This is a genomic window from Marinobacter alexandrii (genome assembly GCA_039984955.1).
Taxonomy (GTDB): domain Bacteria; phylum Bacteroidota; class Bacteroidia; order Cytophagales; family Cyclobacteriaceae; genus Ekhidna.
The window spans coordinates 1,434,140-1,455,071 of sequence record JBDWTN010000007.1 but is presented as its reverse complement, the minus strand read 5'-3'; the positions used below and the strand labels follow the sequence as shown (position 1 = coordinate 1,455,071).

Here is a 20,932-nt window from a genome sequence, read left to right as displayed (position 1 = left end):
TGACATAAATTATGAAAAATATAGACCGTAAAATCTTATTAAACCCAGGGCCTGCTACTACTTCGCAGCGTGTAAAGGAAGCTCAGTTGGTGGCGGACATCTGTCCACGGGAGAATGAATTCGGGCAAGTGATGCATGATATCTGTGATGGCATCTTGAAAGTGGGGAATGGGCAGGATACCCATAGAGTTTCTTTGTTTGGAGCTAGTGGAACTGGGGCTATGGAAGCATGTTTGGTTTCAGCTTTGGGTAAAAATGATCATGCTTTGATCATTACGAATGGAGCCTATGGAGTCAGAATGAAGGCCATCTGTGATGGATACGGATTAAAAAATTCAACTTTATTTGAATTTGGTGACTATCCTGAGCCAACAAAAATCAAAGAGGCACTTTCTTCTGGGGAGTATACTCATTTGATTATGGTTCACCATGAAACCTCTACTGGCATGATGGATCCTCTTGAGGAGGTAGCCGAGATATGTCAAGAAAGAGGTGTGAAATACATTGTAGATGCCATGAGTTCATACGGAGCGTATCCAATTGATTTGGCTGAACTCCATATAGATTACCTATTCTCGAGTTCGAATAAATGTATACATGGAATGGCAGGCTTGTCTTTTGTAATTTTTCATAAGGACAGAACGGAAGATCTTAAGGCAAATGGCACAGGCTTTTACTTTGATGTATATAAGCAGTGGGATAATCTCCAAAAGAAAAATCAGCTTAGGTTTACCCCTCCTGTACAAACGAGCTATGCATTTCTGGAAGCAATAAAAGAGCATGAGGAGGAGGGCTTAGAAAATAGGTGGAAACGCTATCAAGCTAACTGGCAGAAGCTCTATGATGGCTTCAAAGAGCTTGGATTTACGTTCTTCTTACCTGAAGAGCAGCAGTCTAAAATTTTACTTGCGATCAATTTAGATAAACCAGGGTTAGACTTTAATGCCTTTCATGATTACTTATATGATCAGGGGATCACTATTTATCCTGGGGTAATTCCGGAAAGTAAAACGTTTCGAGTGGCAGTGATAGGTGAACTGTATGAGGAGGACATGGATTACGTGATGGATAAGGTAAAGGCTTATTTCAAAAATTGATTCTATCCAAATTTTTTACAAGACTGACTTTTTCTCTGACAGAACTGTGAAGTCCATTTAGCGTATGGATTAAATCGTATGTATGATTTTTAGATGCAAGCCTGAATAGCTCAGAATAAGTTTGTCCATTTGAACTGATAGTGATCTTATTGTTAAGCCCGCCATTTTGTATTAATTCATGATAAGACGCTTTGTATTGATTCTCATAACCATCGATGTAAATATCAATCTGTTCGATAATGTTATAATCGAATGTCTTTTCATCAATGATGATGCCTTCATTTCCAATAACTAACATGTTGTTGAAGCTCCCGTTAACATTTTCTTTCTTAAAAATGTAATGTGAAAAATGGAGAAGAAACCCCCATGCTACTATTACAAAAAGAATAATGTTTCTAGTTGGACTTGATTCAAAAATGTATAAAACCAAGAAAGCTATGGCTAGCAATAAAACCATTTGAATAAACCTGTTATCCTTGGGATGCTCATCATCTTTTTTGAAAATAATTGTTTTAAATTCTATCATAAATGGCATTCACCTCCATAGAAACCTCAGCCCAATCATATTTCTTCACTTTCTCCAAACCATGTTTTGATAAAGCCTTCCTTTTTGGAGGAGAGATTAATTTTTCAATACAGGAAACCAATTGATCAAGGTTGCCAGGCTCAGCAAAGCCTTCATTCATTTCTTCAGTGATTACATTTTTATAACCAGAATTGGCATAGCCAGCAATAGGCGTACCTACAGCCATAGATTCTAATAATACAATACCGAAGCTTTCTCCATAGAGTGCTGGCGCAAGGTAAATTTCGGATTCTTTTAGCAATCTATATTTTGTCGCTTCGTCTACGAATCCCATTAACTCGACATCTAGAAGGGAATGGTCAGAAATAAATTTTTCCACTTCTACTCTGCCATCTCCATCTCCAGCTATAACTAATTTCATTTTGGGGTAACGCTGTTTGAGTTCCTGAAAAGCTTGAAGGGCATGCATTACGCCTTTCCTCGGCTCCAGTCGTCCCATAAAAAACAATTGAAAGAAATCATCTTTACGAGTGTTCTTTTTTGGAGCTAGTTCATCAATTTCATTTAAGTCAATTCCATTTGGTATGATATGTATTTCTCTCTTTGAAAACCTGGAAATAAAAGAGCTTTGACTTTTGGAGACTGAAATTATTTGATCTAGAAATCTAAAAATCCAACGAGCCATGGTCGGCATGATGTACTTGCCTACAAACTCACTTTTAGGTGTATCATGAAAAGTGGCAATCTGTTTAGTCTTGGAGTACTTAAGTACCTGAAAAGGAAGAAAAGGATTCCATATCGTATGATAATGAACGATATCAAAAGCTTCCATTTGTAGAAAAGACTTTAGTGCTTTTTTTTCCTGGCCGAGTGCGATATTTACATCGATCTTTGTGCCGCCAATATTTACAGACTTGTTCTGCCCAAAGAAATGAACGTTTTTTTCTTCAACTAAATTGGCATTAATATTGGGAGCAATGATTTTAACTTCATGTCCTATCATTGCAAGATGTTTGGACAAACTGACAATATGAGACTTAACCCCACCAGGTCGTGAAAAATCATACGGACATACAAGAGCGATTTTCATTCAATTCAATCTTTCAAAGTTGGATCAGGATTGCAATCCTATCTGCCTTGTTTTTTGGAGCAATTCAATCTAAAGCTCAAAATAAATCATATCCTTTCAAACCTGGCGAGAAATTGACCTATAACATGAAGTTTGGATGGTTTAATATAGGTGAGGCTGTGGTGTGGTTAGATCCTGAACTCCATTATCCAAATGGAACGAATAAGCCTCATTATAAGATTCAATTTCAGGTAGCAACGGCTAGTTGGTTTAGAGTATTTTCCAAACTAAGTTTTTGTATGGAATCATTGATTGAGGTCGATGAACTCAAACCATTGAGATCTGATCGTGATTTGGAGGCGAAAAATAAGATAGACATCAGGCACGACTATTTTTCGTATGCGGATTCTATTTCAATTAAAGCTTATATAGAAGATATTGATAAATGGAGGTATCACAAGTTTGTCCAAGGAGATGTTCCCATTCGAGATGCGATGAGTACTTTCATGTGGTTAAGGGGGCGCGATAGATCTCAATTTGAAGAAAAGATAGAAGTTCGAACCTTTTTCACAAATGATCTATATGAATTTGCTATGCTTCCTGGTAAGCCAACAAGTTCCAAGTATAATGGCAGAAAAGTTGGAGCTTTGGAGTTTAGTCTTGTCTTTCCTGAGAGTGAATATTTTGAAAGCGAAAAAAAGGGGAGAATGATACTCAGCGATGATCGAAACAGATTGCCCCTAAAAATTGAGATTGATATGAGGGTAGGTTCATTCGTTTTCGAGTTAGACAAAGTGGAATACATGGATTGACCGATAGCTGTTAATTTTGCGATACAAAAAAAATCTAATTGGTCAAATCTAAAATTTTATTAGGCTCCAAAATTTTTATGGAAAGGCTGGGGGAAATTGCAAGAGAGGCGAAAGAATCTCTCTTAGCCCAAGCAATGACCTTTGAAGGCGATGATGCTGGAAGATGGCTCATAGATATTATGAAAGCTAGTCCAGCTAAAGACAAACGCTTGCTGATAGATAGCTACTCCAAAGTAGTCATCAATGATCATTTCGTGAAATCACTGAAGTACCTAAATGATTCAGAGTTTCGAAATGAAGTTAGAGAGACTTCTAAGCTTCTAGAGGAAGCAGAATTAGCCGGGATTGATGTTAAATTTACTAATCCAGTAGGATTCTTAGGGCAGAGATACCCTTTGCGCAATCACAAAAAAATGGTGATTGCGGATGGTCAGATAAGCTTTTTAGGAGGTATTAATTTCAGTGATCACAATTTTGAGTGGCATGATATGATGGTAGAGCTACATGATGAAAAGCTAGGTAGAAGTCTTGTTGAAGATTTTGACGCCACTTGGAGTAATACCAACCAATCTGCTACAGTTTCGACTGATGAAGGAATTTTATTTCTTTTTAATGGTTCAAAGAGTAAGACCTTATATGAAGATTTTTTTCAAAATATAAAATCTGCTGAGAAATCTGTTCAAATCATATCTCCCTATATTTCAGAGCCACTTTTAGGGGTATTGAGAATGGTAGCTGCCAAGGGAGTAGAGGTTACAATAGTATCTCCGCAAGAAAACAATAAATCAATTTTTAAAAATATCATCCTATCAGAACAGCAGAAGGGATATTTTCAGTTAAAGGAGTATCCGGGGATGTCGCATATGAAGGCGATTTTGGTGGATGATAAAAAATTAATTTTTGGGAGTAGTAATTATGACTTAGTGAGCTATTATTTTGAACAGGAAGTAGTTTTTGTTTCAGAGGAGGATCACTTAATTAAGGACTTTAAAGTGCAAGTGATGAAAGAAGTTAGAGAAATGTCGGGAGAAGAGAAATTCTCAACTTTTCAAACTAGAAAAGCCTCTGTGATTATGAATCTTCTGAATAAGGTTGGTGGATTTGCATCAAGAACAATTTTACGGCCCCATTAGTTAAATTTGCATTAGATATGAAGCAACAAGATTTTACCTGGAGCGAAGAAAAAGAGCCTCATTTTCAAAGAAGAAAGGTGATCATGGAAGCTCATCCGGAAGTAAAGAAACTATTCGGGAATGATCCTTCATTGATATTCAAAACACTTTTTGTGTCGGCATTACAGCTAAGCATTCCGATATTTTTCTTGCCGGATAATCCGTGGTTGTTTGCATTAGTCGTAATACTTGTAGGTACAACGCTTACACATATCGTAGTACTAGCTGTTCATGAGATCACACATGATCTTGCCTTTAAGAAGAAAGTTCTAAATAATTGGCTAGCTATCGTGGTGAATCTTCCACTTGTAGTTCCATTTGCAATGGCTTTCAAAGCCTATCATGCTAAACATCATTGGCATCAAGGTAAGGAAGGAGTAGATACAGATCTTGCTGTTAGTTGGGAGGCTCGATTTTTTAGGGGACCTATTGGGAAATTCATTTGGTTGATCATTCAAATTCCAGTGTATGCAGTGCGTCCAATTTTTGTGCATCCATTGGTGCCAGACAAATGGCAAATTTTTAATGCATTGATTCAAATCTCTGCAATGATAGGATTTTACTTTTTAGCGGGGTGGTCGGGGCTTTTATATCTAGGTTTATCTACAGCATTAGCTACTGGGTTGCATCCGATATCAGGGCACTTCGTTGCTGAACATTTTGTTTATAAAGAAGGTCAAGAAACCTATTCATATTATGGATGGTGGAATAAACTTATCTGGAATGTAGGCTACCATAACGAACATCATGATTTCCCCACAATACCTGGTTCCAAGCTTCCTGAATTAAAGAAAATAGCAGGAGAGCATTATGATGACCTCTATGCACATAAGAGTTATTCTAAAGTGATCTGGCAGTTTCTTTTTGACAACAAGATTTCATTATTCTCACGAGTTAAGCGCAACAAGTAAAAATGCCCGGATATTTCAAAAGAAGGTACCGAAAACATCTGGGCGAAGTACTTTCTACGATCAAACTCATCGATATAGAAGAGCGCTTTGATATCTATTTCAGCCGTTTTTATGGATTGTATTTCGCTAAAGTTGGCAAATGGCTGCAACTCACACCAACACATGTTTCTTTAATTAGTTTAGTTATTGGAGTAGTTGGTGGAAGCTTATTCTACTATCAAGATCGCTTGGGAATAATGATTTTGGGAGGTTCCTTAGTCGTTTGGGCAGGTGTTTTGGATAGTGCGGATGGTCAACTTGCGAGGATGACGGGTCAATCCTCTGATATGGGTAGGGTCATTGACGGGCTAATTGACAACTTGGTATTTATTGCTTGCTACGTTGGAGGCTCACTTTACTTTGTGCCGGAGTATGGCTGGTGGATTTTTGTTTTAACGGCTGCTACAGGATATGCACACAGCTATAAGGCAGCACTGTATGAATTTTACAAATCCGAATATTTATTGCTCGTCGGGAAGTCACAATCGGGGTATATTCCACTTACAGTGGATGAAATAAAGCCTACTGGACATAAGTGGTACCATAAGATAATTGATGGGATCAATAGGGATTATACTGGAAAGCAAATACGATTTACTTCGCGTACAGTTGAAGTAAGAAAAATGATGCGTGAATTAGCATCTTCTAACTCTAAATCATTTGACTCACTTTACAGTAAGTTGAATTTTGAATTGTTATTCTGGTGGGCTTGGCTCGGAGGTAGTAATACGCACCGAAATACAGCTATACTATTTGCAATTTTTGGTCGCTTCGATTTATTCTTGGCGCTTAGTCTTATTTGGACAATAGGGTACTTACCTCTGATCCGAACGCAGAGGAAGTACGATCAAAAATTGCTTAAGGAATTGACCAATTGATTAGGCAGTTTTTTGTAAAACTACGTTGATTGAATCTTGAACAGTGTTCATTTCACCGATTACATCATCATCAATCATAATATCAAATTTATCTTCAATATCAAGTACAATATCTACAATATGTGCAGAATTTATCATCAAATCATTAATCAAGTGGTTATCCTCAGACACCTCTCTATCCATCACTTCTTCTGGTAAATATGGCTTAATGATATTAATCAGGTCAATTTTTACAGTTTCTCTTGTCATCTTTCTTTGTATTTCCTTAAAACGAGGGCGCAATTTAAGTCACCAAAACCAAAATTAGCTTTAATAACAGTGTTTACTTCCTTGCTTTGGCAACTCGTAGGAATACAACCCCCAAAAATTTCTGATAAAATTTCTGGATGAATATTATCGACATTCAAATTGGCATGAACAAAGTCTTTATTTAGCTGCAAGACGCTTGCAACTAATTCTACAGAACCAGCGCCAGCTACTGCATGACCAATCATTGATTTTGGCGTATTAATCATGGGAAAATCTTTCCCTGATCTACCAAGGGCCTTTACCCAATTTCTTATTTCAGCTGGATCTCCTTTTGTAGAAGTAAGATGACCATTGATTAGGTCAATTTCATCGGGAGATACATTAGCACTCTTGAGAGCTCGTGTAATACAATCAACCACTCCCTCTGGATTTGCTGCGGTCATGGTTCCTCCACTTCGCTGACCGCCTGAGTTCACATGACCTCCTAAGACTTCCCCGTAAATTTTAGCACCTCTTGCTTTTGCACTTTCCAATGTTTCTAATACAAGGGCGCCAGATCCACCAGACGGAACAAATCCTGACGATGAATCGCTCATTGATCTAGATCCAAATTCCGGGTTGTCATTAGAATCAGAACATAATACCCGCATGGCATCAAAAGCAGCCCAGATGTATCGGCCATCTCCTTCTGTACTTCCGCAAATCATCCTCTCTGCTCTTCCTTGAGATAAATATTCGTATCCCATGAGTACGGCTTCCGATCCGGTGATGCAGGCAGATGAGTTTGATTGGACACGATTTCCAACGCCTAGAATTGAGTTTAAATATGCAGCAGCACCGCTATTCATGCATTCTGAAATTGTTCGAGACCCAAGTCGTCTGCTTTCGCCATTGTCAATGGGATATGCCGGGAATTCTCGATTGATAAAGCTATCAAAACTAAGATCACCTGCTCCGAAAATCATTCCTGAGTTAAAGTCTCTCTCCTCTGTATTAAACTCTAATCCAGCATCTTTCCATGCTTCAACACCTGAAAGCATCGCATACAAAATACCTTTATTTGTAATCTTTTCAGCGAGTAATCGAGGTAAGTGATCACCTAACGTTACCGAATCTAAATCTGGAGCACCTCCAATTTGACACCTTAGATTTATTTTATCTAATTCCGGCCAGTGTTTAATGCCTGATTTTCCTTCTCGCAGTGCTTTTTCAAAGTCTTCAACGCCAATAGCGTTAGCAGCTACTACTCCTAATCCTGTTATTACGACTCGATGTTTTTCCAAAATTTACGCTTCTGATTTCACAACCATACCTGCAAGCTCGCCTTTTGCTACCACTGTGCCATCAGTTTTTTTACAGGTAACAGTACATTTTAGCTTGCCGAAGCGAAAATAGACTTTTTTTGATTCAACGATTAGTTTATCCGTGGGGACCACTTTTGAAAGGAAGTCAACATTAGCGCTTGTGAAGGCAGGTAAGATTTTAGCCTCTCCATCAACTTTCATAAGATGAAGAGCTAAAGTGACTAGACCAATTTGACACATTATTTCAGTTAAAATGACTCCCGGTACAACAGGGTTACCTGGAAAATGGCCTTCTAGAAAGAATTCATCTTGTTTGATAGTATATGATCCTACGGCACTTTCATCATCAAGAGATAGAATTTCATCTACAAACAAAAAAGGGTGTTTGTAAGGAAGAAGGCCTAGTATCTTTTCGAATGTACTCATATCAAATGTTCACCTCCATCAACGTGTAAGAGTGCGCCATTTATCCAACGTGCTTCTGGCTGAGAAAGGAGGAAAATAGTGTTTGCGACATCCTCAGGAGTGGTTAGTCTTCCGTACGGATTCCTCTTCTTTGTTTCCTCGATTAGTTCACCAGACCCTGGAATTAACCTTAAAGAGGGAGTGTCCGTAACACCCGCCTGAATGATATTGACGCTTATTCCTTTTGGTGCTAATTCTACTGCCAAATATTTAGAAAGGGTTTCAAGGGCGGATTTAGCAAGAGCTACTGCCCCATAACCTTCCCAGAATTTATCATTTCCTTCCGATGTTAGAGTAAGGATTTTACTTCCTTCTGAAATTAATTCTTGTTCTAGAAGAGCATCTATCCAATACTTCAGATTAGTTCCCATAGCTTCGATCGTAAGTGCTAAATCCTGAGAAGAAAGTTTTGGTCCGTCCGAAATAAATGGTTTGAGATTTCCTCTGGATACTGCATGAAGAACTGTGTCGAATTTATCAACAGCTAATTCTTTTATAGAAAGTATACATTCTTGAATCTTTTCGGGATTGGTAGCATCTATGTTGAAACTGGAAACGGAAATTTTAAATTCTGAGCTTAAATTGGAACATGCCTCTTCGAGAGCCATCACACCTTGTTTTCTATCCCTATGGATGATGGTAATGTTGCAGCCATGTGCGGCTAGCTTTTTCACAGTAGCGAATCCGATACCGCTAGAGCCACCTATGATCAATGCATGTTTGCCTTTCAATTCCATGTGGTGAAACTACAAAACAAACCCTAGAAATGTTTGATGAAGCAACTACGCTTTATTTTTCCAATGTCTATTTCAAACTCACTCCAAGTGTTTAGAACGTTGTTGTTACTTTCAAGCATTGGTCCTGAAGCCATATACTTGATTCCTCTCTTTTCATAGACTTTTTGAAGATAATCAAAAATAAGAGCGTGTATTCCTAGTTTTTGATATTCAGGTTTCACTCCAATGAGGAACAAGTCAGCAGTATCGTTGTAATAAAATGATTTTAAAACATGTATAAAGCCAAATGGGTATAAGGATCCTTTTGCTTTCTGGAATGCTTTTGATAATGAAGGTAGTGTCAAAGCAAAGCCCACGACATCATCTGATTCATTGACTATGATACAGACAAACTCTTTGCGAATAAAACCGAAATATTGTTCAACGTAATAATCAATTTGTTTCTGTGTCAAAGGGATATATCCATACAAATCTTTGTATGCTTCATTCAAGACTTCAAAAACTCCAGGGGCGTATTTTAAGATTTCCTTAGTGTTCTTAAATTCTTTTACTTTCACCTTGAATCGTTCCTTAATTATACGAACCGCTCGATTCACTTTTTCAGGATTCTTTTCAGGTGCTTTTCCTCTTAATTCTACCCAAGTAGCTGCGATTTCCATGTTCCAATCTCGGAAATGATCTATGTAGTATGGATGATTGTAGATGGTGGCTTGGGTAGCGATTTGATCAAATCCTTGAATCAAGGCACCTTCAAAGTCGAGATCAGTAAAGCCCATAGGTCCGTGGATAGCTTTAGCTCCTTTTGATTCACCCCATTTTTTAGCTGTTTCCAAGAGTAAGTTAGAAACCTCTTTATCATCTATGAAGTCGATCCATCCAAATCGAACTAATGACTTTTCTTTTAACTCTACTTCTAAGACAATAGCGGCAATTCTACCAACAACTTCTCCGTCCTTTTCAGCTAACCAATATTTAGCTTCAGCATGATCGAATGCAGGATTTTTTTCTTTTAGAAGGGTACTCATTTCGAAATCCATCAGTGGGGTCACATAACTAGGATTACTTTTATAGAGCTTAAAAGGGAATTTTATGAATCGCTTAAGTTCTTTTTTGGTATTTACTTCCTTTACTTCAAGTGACATTAGATTAGGTTATTTTCCTGATAATACTTTAGCGCATCTTCAAACCCTTCTTTTAACGAAACTTGAGCTTCGACAGTTGAATGTCTTAAATCTGTGGTGTGAAGATCCCAATGTTGAGAGATTTCATCAAATTTCTCAAGGGTAATTCCAGGACGTTTATTGGTGATCTTGTGCCAAACATCAGAGGAACCCATTGAGAACTTAGCTAACCATTTTGGGAGTGGGAATTTTCGAATCTTTTTATCAAAAAGCTCTTGGAAAGTGTCTATGAAATCTTGATGAGAATACGTGTTCCCGTCATTGTAGTGAAGAATGCCAGGAGAAGTCTGCATGTCTTGAATTATCATTCTCGACAAATCATTAGCATGAATCATGCTCATTCTCTGCTGACTATCCGTAACAGGATAAATACCCATTTTAGCACCCTTAAAAAGAGGTAAAAAAGCCTCATCTCCTGCTCCGTAAATTGCTGTTGGTCGAACCAAGAGATAATCAGTCATTTTTTCCTGAATAACTTTCTCTGCTTGGAGCTTACTTCTTCCGTAATGAGATACTGGCTGATTGATGCTGGCAGGACCTTGTGCGGCATATGATGAGGTATACACGAAACGACCGGCTACCTTTAGAAGTTGTGAACTTACCAACGATTCTGTTATGGATGTAGTAATGCCAACGTTAACCTGATAATATTCTTCGTTTTTGAGACTTACGGTCATCCCAGCATTGTGAATGAAGAAATCAAGATCTCCAACTTCGTTTTTGATCTTTACAAATTGATCAACTAGTACATCTCTGTAATTGACATAATGAAGAGTTAGGTTGGGATTACCTGGAAGAAGAGAAGTGTTTGCCTGAGGTCGTATAAAAGCATGAACCTCCATTTTTTGGCGGAGGCACTCTTTTACTAAATAAGATCCTAGAAAACCATTGGCTCCAGTAATTGCAACTCTCAACTTAAGCTACTTCGATTTGACGTTTCACATCCAATTCATTTGCCACCTTAAGAATTTTGTCTATAGCAATATCGATTTGCTCAATAGTGTGAGTTGCCATCAATGAAAATCGAATCAATGTGTCTGTAGGTGCCACTGCAGGTGCCACGACTGGATTTACAAATACCCCTTCTTCAAACAAACGCATAGTCATTTTGTATGCTTTCTCATTATCTCGAATGTAGATAGGGATAATTGGAGTCTCTGCATGTCCAGTGTCAAAACCTAGTTCTTTTAATCTTTTAAGAGAGTAATTTGTATTCTCCCATAACTTCAATCTTCTTGAGTCATCTGATTGCATTATTTCTAAAGCAACTATTGTAGCAGCAGTAGATGCGGGAGTCATACTTGCACTAAAGATGAGCGAACGGGCTACATGTCTAATGTATTGTATAGTTTCTTTATCCCCAGCTATAAATCCACCCAGAGAGGCAAGAGATTTACTAAATGTTCCTCCAATCAATTCTATTTCATCTGTCAGTCCAAAGTGATCGGGTGTTCCTCGTCCATGATCTCCAAGAACTCCGATTGCATGAGCACAATCACTCATCACAGATGCATTGTATTTTTTTGAGAGTTCTACAATTTCTGGAAGCTTGGCGATGTTACCTTCCATGCTGAAGATACCATCAACAGCGATTATCCGGTGGTTTGCATCCTGAAGTTGAGATAATTTTTTTTCAAGAGCTGCCATGTCATTGTGCCTAAACACAACCGTAGAAGCATCACTTAATTTAGCTCCTTCATATAAAGAAGCATGATTTAATCTGTCCAACAAAAGAGCATCGCCTTGTTTTGCAATGGTGGGCAGTACTCCAAGATTGACTTGGAATCCAGTACTAAAAACAAGAGCTTCTTCTTTATTAAGGAATTTTGCAAGATTACTTTCCAGTTCTTCATGCATATCAGTAGTTCCATTCAAAAATCTTGAACCTGAACAGCTAGAACCATATTTCCGAACTGCGTTTTCTGCGGCCTCAATCACCTTTGGATGAGTCGTAAGCCCCAAATAACTATTAGAGCCGAACATCAAAACATCCTTTCCATTGACCTTTACCTCAGTTTCTTGTTTAGACTGGAACGTACGGAAAAATGCATAATATCCATTCTTTTTTGCATCTTCCGCGAGCTTGAAACTCGAAAAACGTTCTCTCAAAAAATTCCCCATTCCGCAAATTTAGTTATATCACTTGGAAACATTTTCGTAACATTGAGATTTGAATCGAATCCTTTGTCAATTTTGACACATTTAACAGAAAATCAATCATTTTGAATCTCGTAATACTTGCTGCAGGTAAAAATACCCGATTAGATACCGGCATTCCAAAAAGTCTCGTCACTTTAAATGGTGAAACTTTGATGGCACGCCACATAAGGATTTTTAAAAAGTATGGAGTGGAAAAGTTCTGTATCATCAGCGGCTATGGTGCTGAGAAGTTAGAAGCTGCTCTACCCGAATTGAAAAACTCTCATGATGCAGATATAACTATACTTCATAACGAGAGGTTTGATTTAGAAAATGGATTTTCTGTTTTTCGTTCCAAGGAATGGGTTGAGAACAATGGCATGACTGACTTTTTTCTGACTATGGGGGATCATATTTTCGATCCCGAATTCGTTGGCGAATTCATCAGAAAGTCGTCAAAACTTGAGACTACCTTGCAGTTAGCTGTTGATATGCCTGGAGAGACCAATCAGCATATAGATATTGATGATGTCACAAAAGTTCAGGTCGACGATCAGGATTTTATCGAATCAATTGGGAAGACGATCCCTATATATAACAGATATGATACGGGACTATTTAGATTAAAAGCTAACGTGTTTGATGTGTTCCACAAATCTTTTGATAAGGAGGAGTACACAATTTCAGAGTCGGTCTCTAAACTTATGAGTGAAAGGCAGGCAAAGTCAGTCTTGGTAGAAGGGTTCACCTGGAATGATGTTGACAATCCAGATGACCTTCAAAGTACCATCGATTTAATGAATCAATCTAAACTATGATCAATCGTAATAATCAAGTCCTAGATTCGTAATCAAATCTTCACCAGCAAGATGTCTCAATGTATTCTTGAGTTTCATCAACTGAACAAAAATGTCATGCTGCGGTTTTAAGCCTTTCAATGCCTGAGGAGATTTCAAATAGAACGATAGCCATTCTTGAATTCCCCCCTTCATGTTTGCACGACTCGCAAGATCAAGAAAGAGCGCTAAATCCAGAACCAATGGGGCTGCTAGAATGGAGTCTTTACATAGAAAGTCAACCTTAATTTGCATTTTGTATCCTAGCCATCCTTTAATGTCAATATTGTCCCATCCCTCTTTGTCGTCTCCTCTAGGAGGATAGTAGTTGATTCTTACTTTATGATATAAATTACCATAAAGTTTTGGATGCAATTCTGGTTCTAGAACTTCTTCTAGAACACCTAGTTTGGAAACCTCTTTGGTTTTAAAATTATCAGGGTCATCAAGTACTTCTCCGTCTCTATTTCCAAGAATATTTGTTGAAAACCATCCATCTATGCCAAGAGATCTGGCTTTAAGACCAGGAGCAAGAATGGTCTTCATGAGTGTTTGACCAGTTTTGAAGTCTTTACCCGCTATTGGAGCACCTGTTTGCTTGGCTAGTTCTACCATGGCATCTACATCACAAGACAAGTTTGGAGCCCCATTCGCATAAGGAATTCCCATCTTAACTGCAGCATACGCATAAATCATACTTGGCGCAATGTCAGGATGATTATTTCTTAGGCCTTCTTCTAACTTTTCAATAGATGAATGCACCTCTCCCTCTTCAATGTATATTTCTGTGGAACCGCACCATACCATAACAATGCGTTCACAATTATTTTCTTTCTTGAACTGACGGATATCTTCCATGACAGCTTCAGCCAGTTCCATCTTATTGGCCCCAGTTTTCACATGACTGCCTTCAAGTCGCTTCACGTAATTTTTATCAAACACGGCCTTCATAGGCTTTATTTGCTCGAGCTCATCTTTCAAATCATTTAAAAGATCTTTGTCAAGAACCTTTGCATGCATAGCTGCTTCGTACGCGTTATCTTCAAAAAGATCCCATCCGCCTAATGCTATATCATCCAATGATGCCAATGGAATAAAATCCTTAATCAGCGGATTTCTATTTTCAGTTCGTTTACCTAGGCGAATTGTTCCCATTTGAGTAAGCGATCCAATAGGATCAGAAAGCCCTTTTCTTATGCTTAACACACCCGCCATGAATGTGGTAGAAACAGCTCCCATTCCCGGAGTTAGAATTCCTAGTTTGCCATTTGGCTTTTGGATAGTTGTATTTTCTGACATTGCAGTTTGTTCTTATTATATCTGATAAGTAAAGTTTAAAGTCATAGTAATTGATACAATTACCCAAAAAAGACATTAAAATTTTCCGCAAAATAAATTAAACCAGTCCGGATAAGCTTAACAATTTAGTAATTTGATTTCGAAACGGACTGTTTTGTCCAATTTAGAGTCTTAATTGAAGATTGGCGAATAGATTTTTTCAATGACAGCAGAATTTATCAAGCTTTACAAGGAAAATCCAGAAAGAAGAAAAATCGAAGAGATCACTAGAATTCTGAAGAATGGCGGTGTGATTATTTATCCCACGGATACGGTTTATGGTTTGGGTTGTGATATTTTTAATCAGAAAGCTATTGAGCGGATTAGACAGATCAAAGGGATTAAGAACAAGCATCTCAATCTTTCATTCATTTGCTATGACCTAAGTCATATCTCTGAATACACAAAGCATTTGGATACCCCCACATTTAAATTGATGAAAAAAACTCTACCTGGTGCATTCACCTTTATTTTGGAATCTTCCTCTAAGGTTCCTAAAATTCTAAACGTGAAAAAGAAAACCGTAGGTATTAGAGTTCCTGACAATAATATTCCAAGAGAGATTGTGAAAGAATTAGGGAATCCCATTATTACTACATCCATTCATGATGACGAAATACATGATCATGCTACAGATCCTGAGCTAATATATGATCAATTTCGAAATTTGGTTGATGTCGTTATTGATGGTGGATTTGGTCAGGTGCACCCGAGTACAGTTATAGATTGCACTGGGAGCGAACCAAAAATTATTCGAAAGGGAATAGGTGATGTTAATTTGATTTCATGAGTATATTAGTCATCGAGCCACACTACTTAGGTAATATCGAATATTTTACCCTCTTGAATCAGTATGATCAGGTTACGCTTGAAGTTCAAGATTCATTCCCTAAGCAGACTTATCGAAATAGATCTTACTTTCTCACGTCAAATAAAGTGCAGCCTGTAATTGTTCCTGTAAGTTATTCAAATGGTATGCCGACAAAAGAAGTAAAGATTGATTACTCACAGAGATGGGTTAAAGATCATTGGGGTGCTTTCTATTCAGCTTACGGCAAAGCTCCTTTTTTCGAATACTTTTCAGAGGAGTTTCGGAAGATTTGGGAGAAGAATTTCGACTATTTGGTAGATCTTAGTTTTGAATTTCTTCAAATGTCAATCAAACTCTTACAAATCAAAGTAGATGTCAAATTGACAGCTAACTATGAAGATTCTCATGATCTTGACTTCAGAGATACCATAAATCCCAAGAAACCTTTCTCTGATCGAAAAATCTATGATTCAATTACCTACAGACAACTTTTTGGTAATACATTTGTTCCAAATCTGAGTATTACCGATTTGATCATGTGCGAAGGCCCAAACGCGGCACAAATTTTGAAGAACTCCGCTAGAAGAAAGTGATCAAAAAAATTGGAGATTAAATTCATTACCGATTTAGTTTTTAGATAATGAACAAATCTTAAACTGCTCATGTTTTTTCACTTACATTAAAGGATATTTCTTCGTATATCCTATATTTTTACTAAAAAGCGAAAGACAAAACGCATGTCAAAAGAGGCGAAATTTTCAAATAGAGTCAAAGAAGTTATCTCATTGAGTAGAGAAGAAGCTCTGCGATTGGGGCATGACTACATTGGCACAGAACACCTTTTACTGGGTATGATCAGAGAAGGCGAAGGGGTAGCAGTAAGCGTCATGAAGAAGCTAGGGCTATCCATGAAGGAACTTAGGTCTGCAATCGAACAAGCAACTAAAGGGACAGCAACAAGTAACGTAAAAAACTTAGCTAATATTCCACTTACAAGACAGTCTGAAAAAGTATTGAAGATTACGTATTTGGAGGCCAAAATTTTTAAAAGTGCATTGATTGGCACTGAGCATTTGCTGCTATCAATCTTACGAGATGAAGATAATCTAGCAACTCAAATACTGGAAAAATTTGAAGTTAACTACGATTTAGTAAAGGAGATGCTGGAATATCAGACAGAAAATCCAATGGCATCTGCTGATACAGATGATCCAAACGATGATGGAGATGAGCTTTACTCAAGTTCACCGAGAGGGGGAGGAAGATCTTCAACAGGCAAGGAAAAAGGCGCAGAGAAGTCAAGAACACCAGTGCTGGATAATTTTGGTAGAGACCTGACAAAATTAGCTGAAGAGGATAAACTTGATCCAATCATTGGGCGAGAAAAAGAAATAGAGCGGGTGGCTCAGATATTGAGTCGAAGAAAAAAGAATAACCCAATACTTATTGGGGAGCCTGGTGTAGGTAAAACAGCCATTGCGGAGGGGTTAGCTCTAAGAATAGTTCAGAAAAAAGTTTCTAGAATCCTGTTTGGAAAAAGGGTTGTAACCCTCGATTTAGCTTCTTTGGTTGCTGGAACCAAATATCGTGGACAGTTTGAGGAGCGAATGAAAGCTGTCATGAATGAGATTGAAAAATCTCCTGAAGTAATCTTATTTATAGATGAACTCCACACCATCGTGGGGGCTGGTGGAGCATCAGGGTCACTAGATGCCAGTAACATGTTTAAGCCGGCATTGGCTCGTGGAGAAATTCAATGTATTGGAGCAACAACGTTAGACGAGTATCGACAATATATTGAGAAAGATGGCGCTCTAGCGAGAAGATTTCAGATGGTGATGGTAGATGCTACTTCTCCAGAAGAGACGCATCAGATTCTAGAGAATATCAAAGATAAATATGAGAGTCATCATCACGTGAATTATTCTCCAGAAGCTCTTAAAGCTTGTGTTGTCCTCTCGGATAGATACATTTCTGATCGGTTTCTTCCAGATAAGGCAATAGACGTGATGGATGAAGCTGGGGCCAGAGTTCATATCAATAATATCAATGTGCCTAAGATTATAACTGAGCTTGAGGATCAGATTGAAGATGTGAAGAAAGAAAAGAACAAGGTTGTTAAGAGTCAAAAGTATGAGGAAGCTGCTCAGCTGAGAGATAAAGAGAAAAAACTTATTGCTCAACTTGATGATGAAAAAACTAGATGGGAAGAGGAGACTAAAACGAAGCGATACGAGGTAAGTGAGGATAATGTAGCTGATGTGATTGCTATGATGACTGGTATTCCTACCAAGCGAATCGCAGAGAATGAGAGTGCGAAACTCTTAATGATGGGCAAGGACTTGGAAGGAAGAGTAATTGGTCAAAGTGAAGCGATCAAGAAGTTGTCTAAGGCGATTCAACGAACTAGAGTTGGACTAAAAGATCCGAAGAAACCAATAGGATCTTTTGTATTTCTGGGTCCTACTGGAGTAGGTAAGACGGAGATGGCTAAGGTTCTTTCCACTTTTCTTTTCGATAAAGACGATTCTCTCATAAGAATAGATATGAGTGAGTACATGGAAAAATTCTCTGTATCCAGACTTGTTGGAGCGCCCCCAGGATATGTAGGTTATGAAGAGGGTGGGCAGCTTACTGAGAAAGTAAGAAGAAAGCCTTATAGCGTCGTGCTCTTGGATGAAATTGAGAAGGCTCACCCAGATGTATTTAACATACTCTTGCAGGTACTGGATGACGGAGTTCTTACAGACGGTCTTGGAAGAAAAGTAGATTTTCGAAATACGATCATCATTATGACTTCCAATATTGGTGTCAGAGATTTGAAGGATTTTGGAGCAGGAATCGGTTTTGCTACTCAAAGTAGAAAAGATTCAATGGATGAAATCATGAAATCAACCATTCAGAATGCTTTGAAGAAGACTTTTAGCCCGGAGTTTTTGAATCGATTGGATGATGTAATCATTTTTAACTCACTAGAGAAAGAAGATATCTTCAAAATTATCGACATCACGTTAGGGAAGCTTTTCTCACGTATTACAGATCTAGGATACTCAGTAGACTTAACTAAGAAAGCTAAGGAGTTCTTGTCGGACAAAGGCTATGATCCACAGTATGGGGCTAGACCACTCGCAAGAGCCATTCAGAAGCACTTGGAGGATCCTGTTGCTGAAGAAATTCTAAAAGGAGAAATTCAAGAAGGAGATACACTTGTTGCAGACTGGGATGGTAAAAAAGAAGAGCTTACGATCAAGCTTAAAAAGAAAAAAGCAAGTAAGACTTCAGATAAGAAAGAAGATTAAATTGAATATGGCGGCTAATATGGTCGTTATATTTTTGTGATTTTGGTTTATAAAATAAACTTATTTATAATTGTATCGTATTTATAGTAAAACCTATAAAATTATGAGTAACAAAGAATTGTCACAAGATGAAAGTTTAGCATTGATAACCGATATGATTGGGCAAGCTAAGAGAAATGTAGCCAAGGGAGGAAGTTTTTATTTTCTTCTATGGGGTTGGGTAGTAATGCTTGCTAATCTAGGACACTATCTCATAGCAAAATATGATTGGTATGAACACCCTTACATTGTTTGGGTATTAACTATACCGGCTGCAATTGCTTCAATGATTTATGGTGCTAAGAGAGAAGGTTCAGTGAGAAGCCATTTAGATCGTATGTATAGCCAGATTTGGCTTTCTGTCTTCATTGGAGTGATAATTATTCTCTTTTTCACAACCAATGAAAATTATGATACAAATGCGATTATTCTAACTTTTGCTGGAATTGGTACATTCATATCCGGCCAGGCACTGCGTTTCAGTCCCTTGACGATGGGAGGAATAGCTCTTTGGGTTGCAAGTATTATTGCTTTTAATATGGATCCAATAGATCAATATCTGGTAGGTGCAATAGGTATATTAGCAGGATATTTAGTTCCTGGATATTTACTTAGGAAGGCAGAAAAATGAGTGACTTTGTACAATTAGATCCTTTACTTCATTCACAATTGCGATTAGCCACAATGTCGCTCTTGATTGGTGTGGACTCTGCAGAATTTGTCTTTATCAAAGAGAAAACCGGAGCTACGGCAGGAAACTTAAGCGTGCAATTAGATAAGCTTTCTAGTGCAGGTTATATCAGTGTGGTCAAATCATTTAGAGGGAAGAAGCCAGTTACCACTTGTAGTATAACCAAGGTTGGAATTAAAGCTTTCGAAAACTACGTGAATAGCTTAAAAAAATACATAGAATAATTTTTTTGAATTTTAAGTTTATAAAATAAACTAGTTTGCATGAAAACAATATTAATAATATTAAATCTTGTTGCTTGTAATTATGCTACAGCGCAAAAGAACTATCTAATTAATGATGTCAAGTTATTTGATGGTTACCATGTTTTCGAAAAAGTAGATGTCTCTATCATAGATGGTAGAATTGACCGAATTGCTAAAAGAATCAAGCATACCTCGGACATGAGTCTGATAGATGGGGCCAAGAAAACGATCATTCCAGGGCTTATCAATAGTCATGTGCATGCCTGGATTCCCTATCACCTGAAAAATGCACTGGAGTTTGGAGTTTTTGCGGTCTTAGATATGAATACTTCTGCGGACCTTGATGAACTAAAATCGTTGAAGTTAGAAGAAGGTTATGCTCGATTCTACTCCACAGGATTTGCTGCTACTGTAGAGAATGGTCATGGTACCCAATATGGATATCCGGTTCCTACTATTGGTGAAGCTCGATCACCTGCTCAGTTCGTGGATGAAGCATATACAGGAGGGTCGGATTACATCAAGATCATCTATGAGCCGAGTAAGCCAACATTAACACCTACGCAGGTAACAAGTATAGTAAAGGCTTCCAAAAAGTATGGGTATAAAACGGTAGCTCATATATCCAGGAAGAATCACGCTGTTGAGCTAGCAAAAACAGGAATAGATGGATTCGCCCATTTATGGAAAGATGGTCCTATTGCTGAGGAAGAATTGGATGTCATCATTGAGAATGGCTTGTTTATAATCCCAACATTATCTGTCATTCAAGGAGTAATCAAATATTATGAAGCTGAGGGAATTGATCTTAGTTTTTCATTGCTTGAAACTACTCTTTTAGAAGTGAAGCGATTGAGTAATGCTGGAATCTTGCTTTTAGCTGGAACTGATCCGCCAAACGTTGGACTCGATTATGGTAGTAGCATTCATAGCGAGTTAGCCCTTTTTGTAAAGGCAGGATTAACCCCTGTAGAAGCATTAAAAACAGCCACTTCCAATGTAAGTCAAACCTTTGGCATTGAAGACATTGGAATAATCAAAGAGGCCTTGATGCCAATTTTAATTTAATAGATGGAGATCCTACAAAGATGATT

22 protein-coding genes are annotated in these 20,932 nt (G+C 37.9%); 12 read left to right on the top strand and 10 right to left on the bottom strand.

Going from position 1 to position 20,932, the window contains the following annotated elements:
- The first annotated feature begins 11 nt into the window (after positions 1-11).
- Positions 12-1,097 carry a 2-aminoethylphosphonate aminotransferase gene (locus ABJQ32_12735; protein ID MEP5290511.1) on the top strand — a complete coding sequence of 362 codons (1,086 nt, stop codon included), beginning with the start codon at positions 12-14 and terminating at the stop codon, positions 1,095-1,097.
- Here ABJQ32_12735 and ABJQ32_12730 read toward each other — a convergent pair.
- Complete coding sequence (locus tag ABJQ32_12730; GenBank protein MEP5290510.1) at positions 1,087-1,623, bottom strand: hypothetical protein; 537 nt, start codon at positions 1,621-1,623, stop codon at positions 1,087-1,089. The two genes, ABJQ32_12735 and ABJQ32_12730, sit on opposite strands and share 11 nt — an antisense overlap.
- Complete coding sequence (locus ABJQ32_12725) at positions 1,610-2,713, bottom strand: glycosyltransferase family 4 protein (protein MEP5290509.1); 1,104 nt, start codon at positions 2,711-2,713, stop codon at positions 1,610-1,612. The genes ABJQ32_12730 and ABJQ32_12725 overlap by 14 nt, the downstream gene beginning before the upstream one ends.
- On the opposite strand from ABJQ32_12725, the gene ABJQ32_12720 reads away from it, so the two are divergent.
- The 4 genes from ABJQ32_12720 to ABJQ32_12705 all read left to right on the top strand — a co-directional run bounded on the left by ABJQ32_12720 (position 2,677) and on the right by ABJQ32_12705 (position 6,504).
- A complete protein-coding gene (locus ABJQ32_12720; GenBank protein MEP5290508.1) occupies positions 2,677-3,504 on the top strand; it encodes a DUF3108 domain-containing protein in 828 nt (275 codons plus the stop codon). The genes ABJQ32_12725 and ABJQ32_12720 overlap by 37 nt on opposite strands.
- A gap of 77 nt (positions 3,505-3,581) precedes the next feature.
- Entirely contained in the window at positions 3,582-4,637 is a 1,056-nt protein-coding gene (locus tag ABJQ32_12715; GenBank protein MEP5290507.1) for a phosphatidylserine/phosphatidylglycerophosphate/cardiolipin synthase family protein, read from the top strand.
- Between the two features lie 17 nt (positions 4,638-4,654).
- Complete coding sequence (locus tag ABJQ32_12710; GenBank protein MEP5290506.1) at positions 4,655-5,587, top strand: fatty acid desaturase; 933 nt, start codon at positions 4,655-4,657, stop codon at positions 5,585-5,587.
- A gap of 2 nt (positions 5,588-5,589) precedes the next feature.
- Positions 5,590-6,504 carry a CDP-alcohol phosphatidyltransferase family protein gene (locus ABJQ32_12705; GenBank protein MEP5290505.1) on the top strand — a complete coding sequence of 305 codons (915 nt, stop codon included), beginning with the start codon at positions 5,590-5,592 and terminating at the stop codon, positions 6,502-6,504.
- On the opposite strand, the gene ABJQ32_12700 is transcribed toward ABJQ32_12705, so the two are convergent.
- Genes ABJQ32_12700 through ABJQ32_12670 form a run of 7 tightly spaced genes read right to left on the bottom strand, consistent with a single transcriptional unit; the run spans position 6,505 to position 12,561 of the window.
- Positions 6,505-6,753: a hypothetical protein gene (locus tag ABJQ32_12700; protein ID MEP5290504.1), complete on the bottom strand. Its 249-nt coding sequence runs from the start codon at positions 6,751-6,753 to the stop codon at positions 6,505-6,507.
- Positions 6,750-8,036 carry a beta-ketoacyl-[acyl-carrier-protein] synthase family protein gene (locus ABJQ32_12695; GenBank protein ID MEP5290503.1) on the bottom strand — a complete coding sequence of 429 codons (1,287 nt, stop codon included), beginning with the start codon at positions 8,034-8,036 and terminating at the stop codon, positions 6,750-6,752. The genes ABJQ32_12700 and ABJQ32_12695 overlap by 4 nt, the downstream gene beginning before the upstream one ends.
- Positions 8,037-8,039: 3 nt before the next feature.
- The gene (locus tag ABJQ32_12690) at positions 8,040-8,483 is read right to left on the bottom strand and encodes a 3-hydroxyacyl-ACP dehydratase FabZ family protein (GenBank protein ID MEP5290502.1); all 444 of its coding nucleotides are present in this window, start codon (positions 8,481-8,483) and stop codon (positions 8,040-8,042) included.
- Positions 8,480-9,259, bottom strand: coding sequence for an SDR family oxidoreductase (locus tag ABJQ32_12685; GenBank protein MEP5290501.1), 780 nt, complete (start codon positions 9,257-9,259; stop codon positions 8,480-8,482). The genes ABJQ32_12690 and ABJQ32_12685 overlap by 4 nt, the downstream gene beginning before the upstream one ends.
- Before the next feature lie 23 nt (positions 9,260-9,282).
- Positions 9,283-10,401: a hypothetical protein gene (locus ABJQ32_12680; GenBank protein ID MEP5290500.1), complete on the bottom strand. Its 1,119-nt coding sequence runs from the start codon at positions 10,399-10,401 to the stop codon at positions 9,283-9,285.
- On the bottom strand, positions 10,401-11,354 hold the full coding sequence (locus ABJQ32_12675; protein ID MEP5290499.1) for an NAD-dependent epimerase/dehydratase family protein: 954 nt from the start codon (positions 11,352-11,354) through the stop codon (positions 10,401-10,403). Before ABJQ32_12675 ends, ABJQ32_12680 begins: the two co-directional genes overlap by 1 nt.
- Position 11,355: 1 nt before the next feature.
- Positions 11,356-12,561: an aminotransferase class I/II-fold pyridoxal phosphate-dependent enzyme gene (locus ABJQ32_12670; GenBank protein ID MEP5290498.1), complete on the bottom strand. Its 1,206-nt coding sequence runs from the start codon at positions 12,559-12,561 to the stop codon at positions 11,356-11,358.
- Positions 12,562-12,662: 101 nt separating this feature from the next.
- Here ABJQ32_12670 and ABJQ32_12665 point away from each other — a divergent pair, with 101 nt between their 5' ends.
- Positions 12,663-13,397, top strand: a complete 735-nt coding sequence (locus ABJQ32_12665; protein MEP5290497.1) for an NTP transferase domain-containing protein — start codon at positions 12,663-12,665, stop codon at positions 13,395-13,397.
- Here ABJQ32_12665 and ABJQ32_12660 read toward each other — a convergent pair whose 3' ends face one another.
- On the bottom strand, positions 13,398-14,714 hold the full coding sequence (locus tag ABJQ32_12660; GenBank protein MEP5290496.1) for an inositol-3-phosphate synthase: 1,317 nt from the start codon (positions 14,712-14,714) through the stop codon (positions 13,398-13,400).
- Positions 14,715-14,916: 202 nt separating this feature from the next.
- On the opposite strand from ABJQ32_12660, the gene ABJQ32_12655 reads away from it, so the two are divergent.
- The 6 genes from ABJQ32_12655 to ABJQ32_12630 all read left to right on the top strand — a co-directional run bounded on the left by ABJQ32_12655 (position 14,917) and on the right by ABJQ32_12630 (position 20,906).
- Positions 14,917-15,543, top strand: a complete 627-nt coding sequence (locus ABJQ32_12655) for an L-threonylcarbamoyladenylate synthase (protein MEP5290495.1) — start codon at positions 14,917-14,919, stop codon at positions 15,541-15,543.
- On the top strand, positions 15,540-16,157 hold the full coding sequence (locus ABJQ32_12650; protein ID MEP5290494.1) for a WbqC family protein: 618 nt from the start codon (positions 15,540-15,542) through the stop codon (positions 16,155-16,157). Before ABJQ32_12655 ends, ABJQ32_12650 begins: the two co-directional genes overlap by 4 nt.
- A gap of 144 nt (positions 16,158-16,301) precedes the next feature.
- Positions 16,302-18,863, top strand: coding sequence for an ATP-dependent Clp protease ATP-binding subunit (locus ABJQ32_12645; GenBank protein MEP5290493.1), 2,562 nt, complete (start codon positions 16,302-16,304; stop codon positions 18,861-18,863).
- A 103-nt stretch (positions 18,864-18,966) separates the two neighbouring features.
- Positions 18,967-19,533 carry a hypothetical protein gene (locus ABJQ32_12640; GenBank protein ID MEP5290492.1) on the top strand — a complete coding sequence of 189 codons (567 nt, stop codon included), beginning with the start codon at positions 18,967-18,969 and terminating at the stop codon, positions 19,531-19,533.
- A complete protein-coding gene (locus ABJQ32_12635; GenBank protein MEP5290491.1) occupies positions 19,530-19,817 on the top strand; it encodes a transcriptional regulator in 288 nt (95 codons plus the stop codon). Before ABJQ32_12640 ends, ABJQ32_12635 begins: the two co-directional genes overlap by 4 nt.
- 39 nt (positions 19,818-19,856) lie before the next feature.
- Positions 19,857-20,906: an amidohydrolase family protein gene (locus ABJQ32_12630; protein MEP5290490.1), complete on the top strand. Its 1,050-nt coding sequence runs from the start codon at positions 19,857-19,859 to the stop codon at positions 20,904-20,906.
- Positions 20,907-20,932 lie beyond the last annotated feature (26 nt).